The 12,671-nt window shown below is 55.3% G+C and carries 11 protein-coding genes; 5 read left to right on the top strand and 6 right to left on the bottom strand.

The window, feature by feature from the left end; translation table 11 throughout:
* Window positions 1-1,059: 1,059 nt before the first annotated feature.
* A complete protein-coding gene (locus QZL67_RS08235) occupies window positions 1,060-1,779 on the bottom strand; it encodes a DUF4367 domain-containing protein (protein WP_022290248.1) in 720 nt (239 codons plus the stop codon).
* On the bottom strand, window positions 1,766-2,338 hold the full coding sequence (locus QZL67_RS08230) for an RNA polymerase sigma factor (protein ID WP_022290247.1): 573 nt from the start codon (window positions 2,336-2,338) through the stop codon (window positions 1,766-1,768). Before QZL67_RS08230 ends, QZL67_RS08235 begins: the two co-directional genes overlap by 14 nt.
* Before the next feature lie 360 nt (window positions 2,339-2,698).
* On the opposite strand from QZL67_RS08230, the gene QZL67_RS08225 reads away from it, so the two are divergent.
* From QZL67_RS08225 to QZL67_RS08205, 5 genes are all read left to right on the top strand, one after another.
* Window positions 2,699-3,142, top strand: coding sequence for a GtrA family protein (locus tag QZL67_RS08225; RefSeq protein WP_022290246.1), 444 nt, complete (start codon window positions 2,699-2,701; stop codon window positions 3,140-3,142).
* 11 nt (window positions 3,143-3,153) lie between these two features.
* The gene (locus tag QZL67_RS08220) at window positions 3,154-3,873 is read left to right on the top strand and encodes a glycosyltransferase family 2 protein (protein WP_022290245.1); all 720 of its coding nucleotides are present in this window, start codon (window positions 3,154-3,156) and stop codon (window positions 3,871-3,873) included.
* A 4-nt stretch (window positions 3,874-3,877) separates the two neighbouring features.
* Window positions 3,878-4,228, top strand: coding sequence for a DUF2304 domain-containing protein (locus tag QZL67_RS08215; RefSeq protein ID WP_022290244.1), 351 nt, complete (start codon window positions 3,878-3,880; stop codon window positions 4,226-4,228).
* A complete protein-coding gene (locus QZL67_RS08210) occupies window positions 4,225-5,559 on the top strand; it encodes a glycosyltransferase family 39 protein (RefSeq protein ID WP_022290243.1) in 1,335 nt (444 codons plus the stop codon). The genes QZL67_RS08215 and QZL67_RS08210 overlap by 4 nt, the downstream gene beginning before the upstream one ends.
* A gap of 276 nt (window positions 5,560-5,835) precedes the next feature.
* Window positions 5,836-6,666 carry a hypothetical protein gene (locus QZL67_RS08205; protein WP_022290242.1) on the top strand — a complete coding sequence of 277 codons (831 nt, stop codon included), beginning with the start codon at window positions 5,836-5,838 and terminating at the stop codon, window positions 6,664-6,666.
* 280 nt (window positions 6,667-6,946) lie between these two features.
* Here QZL67_RS08205 and QZL67_RS08200 read toward each other — a convergent pair whose 3' ends face one another.
* The 4 genes from QZL67_RS08200 to QZL67_RS08185 form a co-directional block, all read right to left on the bottom strand.
* Window positions 6,947-7,861 (bottom strand): hydroxymethylglutaryl-CoA lyase, encoded by a 915-nt coding sequence (locus tag QZL67_RS08200; protein WP_022290241.1) that lies wholly within the window; start codon window positions 7,859-7,861, stop codon window positions 6,947-6,949.
* 25 nt (window positions 7,862-7,886) lie between these two features.
* Window positions 7,887-9,086 carry a CaiB/BaiF CoA-transferase family protein gene (locus QZL67_RS08195; protein ID WP_022290240.1) on the bottom strand — a complete coding sequence of 400 codons (1,200 nt, stop codon included), beginning with the start codon at window positions 9,084-9,086 and terminating at the stop codon, window positions 7,887-7,889.
* 65 nt (window positions 9,087-9,151) lie between these two features.
* Window positions 9,152-10,426, bottom strand: coding sequence for an SLC13 family permease (locus QZL67_RS08190; protein WP_022290239.1), 1,275 nt, complete (start codon window positions 10,424-10,426; stop codon window positions 9,152-9,154).
* 304 nt (window positions 10,427-10,730) lie between these two features.
* The gene (locus QZL67_RS08185) at window positions 10,731-12,656 is read right to left on the bottom strand and encodes a sigma-54-dependent Fis family transcriptional regulator (RefSeq protein ID WP_022290238.1); all 1,926 of its coding nucleotides are present in this window, start codon (window positions 12,654-12,656) and stop codon (window positions 10,731-10,733) included.
* Window positions 12,657-12,671 lie beyond the last annotated feature (15 nt).

The raw sequence follows: 12,671 nt of genomic DNA, 5'->3' as shown, positions 1-12,671 counted from the left end.
AGGAAGGGCACAGCGAGGATTACACGGAAGCCACCAATCTGGAAAAGCGAGCTATGCGGGAATGGATGAAAGAGTACACGGATCAGCTGCCGGAATACAACTACCTGCTGGACGAACTCCTTGGATAATGTGTCCGATGAAGCAGGCGCTTCCCTCAGTCAATCTTTCGGCATGGATAAAGCGGACATCTTTTTTGGTCGAACACTAAAATTGACCCTCGGGTGGAAAATCCACAGCCATCGCAGCGAAAACGCCAAAAAATAATGGGTGAAGACCCGCAAAGCCTTGAAAATCATGGATTTCCGCAAATATCTCAATTGGTCTTACACTCCATAAAACCGCTGATTTCTCACGAAATCAGCGGTTTTCCTTTTTGTGAAAAAACAGTACCCTTGTTTTGTTTCTTCTGCCTCACAAATAGCGAATATCATTGTATAATAACAGCATTGCTCTATCCGTATTTCTTTATTATAATTTTCTTGTAAGCACTTTCTGATTCTCCCATCTTAGAATATTCAAAATTACTTAGTAAGGGGGAAATTATATGCTCAAGGCTTTTTTTACAATAGTATACTTTTTGATTTTTTGTTTTTTGATTGATTTGATTTTTAGAAATACCTTAAGTGTAATCACTGACATGTTGGCAGTGATTTGTTGGATAATCGCGCTGATCATAAGTGTCGTAATCGCTGACTATACCGTGGAAAAAATAAAAGAAAACTATGGGAAAAAATAAATTTAGGGCAATCCAAAATTCAGTGTAAACTCCATTTCCGTTGCAAATAGAGCAAGATTTACCCAAGGCGACAGCTGGTTTTTCTGCAAATACCTTTTTTGAAAGGTCATATTATAAAAAGCAGCCGTTCAATCAAACGGCTGCTTTTTTTGCCCTGCGCGGTATCTGCGTGTATCCGTACAGATCATTCAGGGATTGCATTTTGTCAGGAAAATATGGCAGGTTCTACCGTAAAAATTCCTTGGTCTGTCTTTGGTAATCAGACCAGCAGGACTGACAGCGTCCAGAACAATGCCGCCGCCAGATTCGGAGGATGCGCACCATTATGAAAAACTGGTCTGTTCGGCAATTTTCAGCAACTCTGCTTTGGTAAGATGATCTCCGGCGATCATCACCACAGTATCGTGAGCGGGGGCTCCCCAGGTAAGCTGCGCACGGCCTGCTTGTTTGGAATAGAAACCGGAATTTCCATTGACGCGGACTTCCTCCAGGATCTGTGCGTCTTGCGTATCGATGTTGATACTGCTGCTGGCTCCCTCCCACTTTCGGATCAGAATCCAGTGGCCCTCTCCATTTTCAAAACGAAGAGAACCGCTGTCAGATGCGGCGAAGGCATACCCCTCTGGAATCCAGTTGATGGACAGATCCCCGGATTGCCCGGATAGGGAATCATTGCCGAACGTCACATTCGTGTGATCCTGAAGGACTTCGATCACAAAATTCAATGTGTCCACGCGGAATGCGGGAGATACAGCGACAGCCACAGTCAGAGCCATCGCACATACGAGCACCAGGACCGCCGCAAAGCGGGCGGCGGATCGGACCGCGCCCAAGGCCGCTCTGCGGGTTTCCTTTGAACACGCCCTGGCAATCGTTTGTAAACAGGCAGCCTCCAGTTTGGGAGGAACCTCAGCGGCCGGATCGCTCTTGAGGGTTTCATTCCATTCCAGGTAATGTTCGGCCTCGCTTTCAGCGACGTGCTCCATCAGCAGGGCGAAGAGTGCGTCTTCATATGCTGCGACCAGCGTCTCATGATCCCGCATTTCTGTCAGCCTCCTTTTCCATCAATTTCAGCGCGCGTTTTTTGGCCCGCGACAAGTAAGCGCGAATGTTGTTGGGGTGGGTACAGAGCATTCTTGCCAGCTCCTCATCGTGGTATCCCCAGATGTACCGGCCTTCCAGCAGCAATCTGTCACGCTCCGACAGCCTCGGCCAGATCCGGCGCAGCCGATCGAGATCTTCCAAGAGCATGGAGTGCAGTTCCGGATTCCACTGGGGGTAACGGTCAAGAACGGTCGGATCATCGGAGATGCGAGCCCTGTGCTTTTCCACCACTTTTTGATGATCAATGTGGTTGATCGCACTGTTTTTTACGGTATATGCAATGTATGCCGGACGGGACGTTTCCGGAATCCGTTTCAGCGTGTCCAGGTGCCGGATCAAGCGGACCAACGCGTCCTGAACGACATCCTGACAATCCTCCGTATTCGGCAAATATTCTTTTGCGATTGCAAACATCAGGCGCTGGTAGCTCAAAAAGAGAGATTCCATATATTTGCGATTGGTTTCTTCTTCGATCTCCAACAAGAACGTCGTAATCATTGCGGTCCTCCAATCTGCGATATCAAAAAGACAGCTTCCACGGGATTCTGCAACACCGAATCTGTAAACTTTTTGGTGGGAGAGAAGCGGCGGTGCCGCCGGTTCCTCCGGCATGTTGCAGATGTCCGGGGTTCCTGTTCTTTATATGACACCCCATGATACGGCGCGGAAGTGGCTGTCAGTTTCATTTTGGGAAATGACGTTCCATTTGACAAAAAGTTTACAAAATATAGGTTGAACATCTGCACAGGAAAGGGTTTGATACATGGAGAACTTTTGAGACCGGTGGATTTCATGGGATGGCGGAAGGAAACCTCTGTTCCCGGATGCGTTTGACGCCGTCCGGCTGGGGATGGATGTATGAATTGGATGATCAGAATCTATCATAAATATCGCCTAGAGATCCGCTATCTGTTTTTCGGCGTATTGACAACCATCGTCAACTACGCGAGTTTTGCCGCTGCGCTCTGGCTGCTGGGGACAAGCGCCACGCTTGTGGCCAATGCAGTGTCTTTTGTTCTGGCGACGGCGTTTGCATACGTGACCAACAAGCGCTTTGTGTTTCGATCTCCCGGCTGGCGCCCATCTGTCATTGCCCACGAATTTGCGGCGTTTACAGGGGCCAGACTCTTTTCCTTCGCTCTGGAGGAGCTGGGATTGCTGATCGGCGTCCACGGGCTGGGCGTGGCAAAATATGAATGGCTTGGGATCAGCGGAGTGCTGATTCTCAAAGTCATTCTCTCATTCGTATCGGTGCTTCTCAACTATCTCTTTTCACGCTATTGGATCTTCCGCAAAAAGTAAGGTGATTTCCCATGACCCAAAAGCGGGTTTTACTGATTATTCCTGCCTATAATGAAGAACAAAACATCGAGGCCACCATCCGCCAGATCACGGCGTATCCCCAGCAGGAGCGCTACGTGCTGGACTATATCGTCATTGACGACGGCTCCACCGACCGCACCGGCGAGATCTGCCGGCAGAACCGGTACCCCTGCGTCCATCTGGTACAGAACCTGGGGATCGGCGGCGCGGTACAGACCGGATACCTCTACGCATCCAGCCATCAGTATGATGCCGCGGTGCAGTTTGACGGGGACGGTCAGCATGATATCCGGTCACTGAATGCCATCCTGGCCCCCATCCTGGAGGGAACGGCGGACTTTTGCGTGGGGTCCCGGTTTTTGGACAGGACAAGCCAGTTTCGCTCCACGGCCCTCCGGCAGGTGGGAATCCGCTATCTCTCGGTGCTGCTGCGGATTCTCACAGGCCTGCGCATCTCCGACCCCACCTCCGGATACCGGGCGGCATCCCCGGCGGTGGCGGCCTATTTTGCCCGGCAGTACCCGGTCGATTATCCGGAGCCTGAGTCACTGGTGCTGCTGCAGAAAAAGGGATTCCGCGTTTCGGAAGCCCCGGTGAACATGTTCCCCAGGAATGGCGGGAGATCCTCCATTGGGTGGAAACAGTCCATTTACTATATGATCAAGGTCTCTTTGGCCACGGCGTGCGCGTGCATGCAGAGAGGAGGTTGAGCAGATGTCATTCTTTTTACGTGCGGAGATGCTTGCCCTTGCGGGCGTGGTGTTTGTCATCGTGTTCCGGGCGATTCGGAAGGGAAAACTGCTGGTAAAATTTTCTCTCACGTGGCTCCTGATCGCGGTGGGAATGGTGTTTGCGGCCCTCTGCCCCGCGGTTATCACCTGGGCGTGCAGGGTGGTTCATATTGAGAAGGCATCCAACTTCATTTATCTTCTGGGGGTGCTGACCCTTTTGAGCCTCTCCTTCAAGCAGACCATCCTGCTCTCCAGACAGTCCGACCAGATCAAGCGGCTCACCCAGAGTATTTCCCTGGAGCGGACTGAGCGGGACAAGGGGGAAAAGCCGTGACGCCCCAGGGAAAAAGACTCCGGCAGATGCCGGCCGTCCGTTGGTGTCTGGAGCACGCGATTTTCATCGTGCTCCTCCTGCTGTTTTTGGAGCGGTTCCTGGCCCTTTGGACGCTGGGCGTCCACTACACCCTGGCCAGCGACGATCTCAGCTATATCAAAAGCGGCATCCGCTTCGCCCAGACCGGAATGGTCACCATGCACGGCACCACGCCCAGCGCCCAGTCCATGCCGGGGATGACCTGGTTCATCGGGCTGTTCGCGTGGATTCTGGGGGACGGCACGGCGCTGTGGTGGGCGCTGAAGCTCACCTGGATCGCCATGGGCACCGCCACGGCCTGGTTCCTCTACAAGAGCGTGGGGCTGTTCGCCCCCAAATGGTGCGGCTTGCTGGCCTGCCTTCCCCTTTTCAGCGTGGACTTTGTCTGGACGGACAATCTGATCCTGACGGAGACGCCGTTCATCCTCTGCCTTTCCGCCATGATCTACTGCACCTTTCTCTTAGGAAAGACCCAGAGCCGAAGGGCGCTGGCGGGGTGCATTGTCTCCTACCTGTGTGCGCTGCTCCTCAAAGCCAACATCGCCCTGTACCCCCTGTTTGCGCTGGGGTACCTGCTGGCGGTGAAGTATCCGTTCAAAAAGCTGCTCAAACAGGGCGTGATCCTGGCCTGTGCGGTGCTGTGCTTTCTGGTACCCTGGACGATCCGAAACTATGTCCAGTTCCAGGATTTTGTCCCCCTGACATACGGAGCGGGCAACCCCTCCCTTCTGGGAACGTATCAGGGATACGGCTACCCGGAGGACGATGAGCTGAATTACACCGCAAACGTGGATGTGCCCTTTGCGGAGGAATACGCCTCGTACCTGGATGAAAACGGGCAGGTGCCGGAGCGGTATGAAAAATACCTCTCGCTGCAGCATGACGCTGCAAAGGCTTCGTATCGCCTGCACGCATGGGCGGAGAAGGACCTCAAGAGCCTGCTGGTCTCCTATGGAATCCTGAAGCCAAAGACCATCATCAACGGCGTCTTTTACTGGGACAGGGTCTTTCATGTGCCGGTAAGGTGGGTGGAGAAGGCCCAGACGCTGAACCTGGCTTTGTGCGTGCTGGCATTGGGACTGTCGCTCCTCACAAAGAAGCGCCGGGGGCAGATCCTTTTCCTGGCGGCGCTCTATCTGGGAAATGTGGCCATCTATGCCGCCACGTTTGCGTTTGAGCGGTACAGCATCGGCCTGATGCCCATGCGCTGCCTGATGATCGGCTTCGGAGCGGCGGTGCTCTGGGACCTGTCAGCAGATGGGAAACTACAAAGAGGGAGCCCTGCAAAATAGGGCTCCCTCTTTTGCATCAGGGCGTTTTCGCGGGCAAACGGTTACGGTCTCCGCAGACAGAAAATTCATCGCGAAAATGCGTTGCACTTTGCATGGAAAAGTGTTTTTATATTGTTGAAAAGAGCTGCCGGCCCCGCCGCTGAAATACATCTCGATCAACAAGACCGCACAGCACAGCAACGGCAAAATTCCCACAGCTCATATCGGGATCAGGTTTCATGATTCACTGGAGCAGAGAGTTTACAACGGGCGAACCGGTTCGGGAAAGGAGAGCATATGCAGTTCTTCAGGGAAAAGCGAAAGCAGGTCGTGATTCTGGTGCTGTGTGCCGCATTGCTGACGGCAGGGGCTGGATTGGCAAAGCGTTTTCTCTGGCATCTGGAAGGCGGCGACTCACCGGTGGTGGACTGCGAAGTAGCGCCTGCGGGGATGGACGTGGAAACCCACCAGCTCCTTCTGGGGGTCACGGTGACCTTAAAAGAGTGGCAGACGCCTGGCCTGCTTGTGGAAGCCGGGGATACCTCCATGGAATTTCCTCTGACAGAGACGGCGGACGGTGTGTTCAACGGCTCTGTGGCGGTGCCGCTGGACTCTCTGAACGGCTTCCGGCTCTACCTGACTGGGAAGACGGCGGAGAACTCCTCCACTCGGGAGCCCCTGGACAACTGGGCCAATGTGACCATGCTGCTGCCGGTGCGGCTCCAGAAATATCAGTTGACGAACCCGCGTTTTGAAGCGGGAGAGCTCCGGAACGGCGTAGTGACCACACAGGCGGAGGATATCCATCTGGAGGGTGCGGAGGATGGCAGCTGCGCCGTGGAACTGCGCGTGTACCGCAATGGGGCTTTGGCCGAGGCGGCCCCCGGCACATGGGACGCGGACAGCGGCCTCTATCATACGGAGCGCCTGGAAGTGCCCTGCAAACCGGAAGACAATCTGCGGCTGACCATTGCCTACCGGGATGCCCAGAATATAGAATATGAGAATACCATCGGCCGCTGGGAGATCACTGCCGATGGGGACGTCCGGGAAGAACCTGACCTGAAGCAGGATATCAATCCAACTTTGACCTGGCCGCAGGAAGGTGAGAAAACCACTCAGGCGTAAGGGAATCCTCATATGGAGTCTTTTCCCGTGCGATGCAAGCGGAAAAGCGATATGTGAAGGAAGAAACGTATTGCGGCCTGATTGTTTAAACGCATCGCACCAGAAGAAAAAGGATACGACTGTTCCCGCCGGCTGATGCCGGCAAAAGAAGAGGGAGCCCTGGAGAGTAGGGCTCCCTCTTCTTTTATAATCTTTTGCGGTTCCGCACGATGGAATCCCTGCATTGGGGGGGCGGACGCTGCCGCCAAACACAGGGTATCCGGGGATCAGCGGAGCGCGCTTACTTTTTGCAGGGGGTCTCCTGCTGGATGCAGATGTGATGTCCGCTGTACTGACCGGAGATTTCCGCCACCTGATGCTTGGCAGCGGCAAGGATCTTGGAGAATGTGATGCCGGTGTCGTAGCCCATCTCGTTGAGCATCCAGACCAGGTCCTCTGTGGACAAATTGCCGGAGGCGCCGGGGGCGAAGGGGCAGCCGCCCAGACCGCCCAGTGCGGACTGGACCTTGGTCACGCCCATGTCAATGGCGGTCAGCGTATTGACCATGCCCAGGCCCCGGGTGTCATGGAAGTGGACCATCAGTTCCAGAGACGGGTATGCTTTTTGCAGGGCGGAAATCACACGGCGCACCTGAGCGGGGTCTGCGATTCCGATGGTATCGCACAGGCAGCAGGTATTCATGCCGGCGTCCATGTAGTCCTTCAAAAACGCAACCACCTGGTCGGGATCTTCATACTTCCCCTCGAAGGGGCAGCCGAAGGTGGTGGCCAAATCCACGATCACATTCAGATCAGGGAGTTCCCGGCGGATCTCCTGATACGCCTGGAGAGACTGCTCATGGGTGCGGTTGATGTTTGCCTTGTTGTGGCTCTTGCTCAGAGAGACCACGTAGCACACCTTCCGCAGCCCCAGGGCGTAGGCATTCTGTGCGCCCCGCAGATTGGGCACCAGTGCAAACAGGTCTGCCTGAGGATACCGGTCCAGCACCGTTTTGGTGACCTCCGCCGCATCTGCCAGCTGGGGGATGGCCTTGGGGCTGACAAAAGAGGTGAATTCCATGTGCTGCACGCCGGAGGCAATCAGCTCGTCAATGACTTTCAGCTTCTCCTCCATCGGGATCAGACTGCAGTCCGCTTTTACACTTTGAAATCCGTCCCGGGGGCCGACTTCAATCACTTCAATTTTTTTCGACATTGTCAAACGCTCCTTTTCCGCAGGGTCAAATAACGCCCTTTGCCTTCAATTCGTCCAGCTTGGCCTGATCGAATCCCAGCATTTTCTGATAGATTTCGGCGTTGTCCTCTCCCAGCAGGGGGGCGGGCTTTCTGGGGTAGGATTTTGTGCGGGTCAGCTTCTGAGGCATGGCCGTGATGTGCAGCTTGCCGATACCGGGCTGGTCAATTTCCGGGAACATCTCCCGGGCTCCGGCGATTTGGGGGTCCACCACCATGCGGTCGATGGTGTTGACCGGGCTGGCGGGGCATCCTGCCGCGTTGAGCAGCTGGTCGACCTCATCGACGGTATGCTGCTTGGACCATGCGGAGACGATCTCATACATCGCCTCGTGGTTGGCCACCCGGTCCTTGACCTCCAGGAATCTGGGGTCCTGCTTCAGCTCCGGACGGCCCATGACGTCGCACAAAATGCCGTAGAGCTTGTTGTTGCCGGCGGCAATGATCACGTCGCCGTCCTTGGCCGGGAAGGCGTCATAGGGATAGGTGGACTCATAGCGGTTGCCGATCCGCTGGGGAATCCGGCCGGTGGACTGATAGATCATGGTGATATTCTCCATGGCGGAGGCCACGGAATCCACCAGAGCAATGTCAACCTTCTCCCCCAGACCGGTTTTCTGGCGGTTCACCAGAGCGGCCAGTACGCCGATGGTCAGGTTCAGGCCGCCCAGCACGTCGCCCATAGGCGTGCCGACACGGGTGGGCTTTCCGCCGGGCCAGCCGGTGGTGCTCATCAGGCCGCCCATGGCCTGCCCCACGATGTCATAGCCTGCACGCTTGCTCAGGGGGCCGGTGTGGCCAAAGCCGGAGACGGCGCCGTAGATGATCGCCGGATTGACCTCCTTGAGCACATCGTAGCCCAAGCCCAGCTTTTCCATGGTGCCGGGGCGGTAGTTCTCAATGACAATGTCCGCCTTTTTCACCATTTCCTTGAAAATCTCTTTTGCCTCCGGGTCTTTCAGATTCAGCGTGCAGCCCACCTTGCTGCGGTTGAAGTTGGCGAAATACACGCTGTTGTCGTTGACGAAGGGGCCCATGCTGCGGCTGTCATCGCCGCCCTTGGGATTTTCAACCTTGATGACCGTTGCACCCATGTCGGCCAGGATGGCGCCGCAGTACGGTCCTGCCAGCACCCGCGTCAGATCCAGAACGACCACGCCGTCCAGAAGCCCTTTATTTTCACTCATTTGAAACACCTCGTTATTTCATCAATTTTCATTTAAAATGCAGATCAGGTTGTTTGGGAAAGCCCTCACAGAATGCTGTACAGGCCGAAGAGCGCGGCGATTACGACGGCCAGCACCATGCACACCGACATGATGAACAGCTTGACAAAGAGCTTGTTCTCCTTCTCCTTGGTGAAGTTGGGATCGGTGGCGTTGGCGGCCAGAATCAGACTGCCGCCGGTGGAGGCGGGGCTGAATCCTGCATAGGATGCGGTCAGGCACATAATTGTAATCAGGCTGTCCGGGCTCACGCCTACGGTATTCGCAATGGAGCTGACGGTGGGCACCATGGTGGGCCACACCACGCCGATGGCGGAGCTGAACCAGGAGAGGAGGCCGGCGGAGAGACCCTGGATGGCCACAGCGGTCCGGGGCGTCATAATGGATGCCAGCGCGTTGGACATCAGTTCCACGCCGCCCTCATTCATCACAATCTCCATCAGCATGCCCACGCCGGTAACCATGATCAGCGTGGACCAGGAAACCGTGCGGAACACTTCTTTTTCGTCGGCCGCATTCAAAGCCACCAGGAGAATACCGACGGCGAAGGAAATCAGACCCACGTTGCGGTCAAAGAAGGCGCTGGCGATGATGACCACCAAAAAGCCCAGCAGTGTCAGGATCTGGCTCCGGTTGAACTTGGCCGTGGATTCCTGCTCCGTGCAGCGATCCTTCACCTTGTGGCTCTTAAAGAGGAAGAAGATGGCAACCGACAAAACGATGGTTGTGACCGTGGCATAGATCAGCACATTGGTCTGATAGCCGGTGATGCCCTGCTCATCGGCAAGGCCTTTGATCAGTACAGACTCCGGTGTGATGGGAGAGAACCGTCCCGCCATGGAGCCCAGCTGACCCACGGCCGCCAGCATGACGGAGTCATACCCGGTGGTCTTGCCCAGCGGCAAAGACAAGGCGGCCACAATGCCCAGCGCCGGCACACAGCCCGGCCCGATGGCTGCAATCACGTATCCGATGATGTACATCAGAAACGGAGCGACCACAGCATGTCCGCCGGAGAGCCGGAGGAACTTCTTCGCAGCCAGTTCCAGAGAACCGTTGGTTGTGGCCACTGCGCAGAGGAAGGAGACGCCCAGCAGCATGATGAAGAGGCTTGCTCCAAAGCCGCCGATGATGTCGGAATCACTGTCTCCTACCGCCGAACCGAGATCACTGTCTCCTCCCGCCGAACCGAGAATAACGGCGGCCAGAATCGCGACGAGTCCCACGTTGATCTTTCGGACAAAGCCGATGACAATGACCAGAATCAGAACCAGCAGGGATATTAACGCAATACTGTTCATAGATACCAATCCTTTTTTCCAATTCCGCCTCTTTCTGAATGGCCATATCAGAAGTTGGGCGGTACGTTGGGGGGAATTCCCATTCTCCCATGGTAAATTGATCAATCGCCCAGATTATAAAGCAATAAATGTGCCAATCGAGCGATATGCCCGAAAAATTCCCCCAAAACTCTTTGTTCAACAAAATGCTTTTTCCCTTTTTGTCTAATTTGACCTGCTATTTGCAAGAAATTTACGAAAAAAGACAGCGTATCGCATCAGGTGTACTCATTTGATACGATACACTGTCTCAAAATAAAACAGATTACTTTTTCAGCTTGCGATACAGGGTTGCCCGGCTGATGTGAAGCTCCCGGGCCGCCTGCGCGATGTTCCCGCCGTTTTTATCCAGCACCTGCTGGATCAGGGCTCGCTCCATGTGTGCAAGCTCTCCTGATGACTGCGGAAGGCCTGCCGCGTCTTCGGGTTTTTGCAGCTGGGATTCCAGCGGCGTCATTTCTCCAAGGAACTCCAGCATCTTCTGGTTTGACAGCCCCCGCTTCTGCAGAAGACAGACCCGCTCCACCAGGTTGGTCAGCTCCCGGACATTTCCCTGCCACGGGCAGCCGCGGTAGTGCTCCATGATCCTGCGGAAGTTTTGCCGGGCCTCTGGGGTGGCGGAAGCGTCGATCCGGCTGTAGATGGACTCTGCGATCTGCAGAAAATCGTCCTCCCGGTCCCGAAGGGGCGGAATGCTGATTGCCAGGACATTCAGACGATAGTACAGGTCCCGCCGGAAACATCCCTCCTCCACCCGCTGCATCAGATTGCGGTTGGTTGCGCCGATGACCCGGATATCCACCGGGATCACGGTATCCCCGCCCACACGGCGCACCTCTTTTTCCTGAAGCACCCGGAGGAACTGGGCCTGGAATTCTGCCGGAAGCTCACCGATCTCATCCAGGAAAATAGTGCCGCCGTGGGCGATCTCAAAAAGCCCCGGCTTGCCTCCCCGCTTTGCGCCGGTAAAGGAGCTGTCCGAGTAACCGAACAGCTCGGATTCCAGCAGGCTTTTGGAAAGTGCCGTGCAATTTACAGCCACAAACGGGCCATCCCGTCTGGGACTGGCATTGTGGATTCCCTGGGCAAACATTTCCTTTCCCGTGCCGGTCTCTCCGTAGAGCATCACGGTAAACGACGAATCCGCAAACATGGCGGCCATCTCCCTTGCGGACTGGATCGCCGGGGAATTTCCCACGATATCGGAGAGATGATATTTTGCCAGCAGTCCTTTTTCGTGCAGCTTGATCCGGACGTTTCGCTCAGTACTCTGGATGGACTTGATGTCCTGGAAGGTTGCCACGGCCCCCTGGATTTTATCATTGACAATGATCGGAACGCGATTGGTGGATACCAGCGTCCCGTCAATATTCATCAGTTGGTCTGTTTCCGCAACGCCGCTGTGGAGCACGGCGGTCATGTGGGTATTGGGCAGCACCTGTTCAACGGGTTTGCCGATGAAGGGCTTTTGGGTCTGGTCCAGCATGTTCTCGGCCACCCGGTTGGTGACCTCCACCCTTCCCTGGGCGTCCACCGCGACGATGGCATCGTGGGTGTAGTTCAGAATGTTTTGGTAGCGCTCCAGCTGGATCTGAAGCCGCTCCTGCTTCTGCGTGTTCTCCTTTTGCAGCTGGCAGAGCTGGCATGCCGTCTCGATTGCCTGGAAAATGGCGCTGTCTGAGCTCTCCGTAACCGTATAGGGCAGCCCGGCCTCCTGGGCGTATTGGGCCGACACGACTCCGCCGACGCCCCATACCGCACCGTCCTTCACCGCCTGCTGCATGCAGGCCCGGCAAGAGGTGGTATCCGAGAATTGGTATTGGCGCATGGAGATGTTCAGCAAGTAGCAAATCGTCTGTAACTCATCGCTGATGGGTTCGGAGGCGAAAAATGCAATCAGTCCCTGGATATGCTGGATTTTTTCAAACACAGGGATATAGTCTGAGGCCAGGACCGGAACCTTGACCACGGTGGTCTGCGTGGTGTGCTCCAGGAGTTCCCGGGTCACGCCCCGGCTGATAAAAAGCCACGTCCCCTGCTGGATCATGTCCTTCGCCAGGGTTACGGCATCCTCCAGCACGGCCGTATAGACCGGAATGGAAAGCTCTCGCTGGCGGATGATTTTTTTTGCCCGCTGCGCCAGGCTTTCGGATGGCGCAATAAAGCAAATCTCATGACATTCCTCAGACATGTTGTTTCCTCCTTC

It is taken from the genome of Oscillibacter sp. CAG:155, from assembly GCA_000436875.1.
In the GTDB taxonomy this organism is placed as follows: domain Bacteria; phylum Bacillota; class Clostridia; order Oscillospirales; family Oscillospiraceae; genus Oscillibacter.
This window is presented reverse-complemented; position numbering and strand designations above follow the sequence as displayed.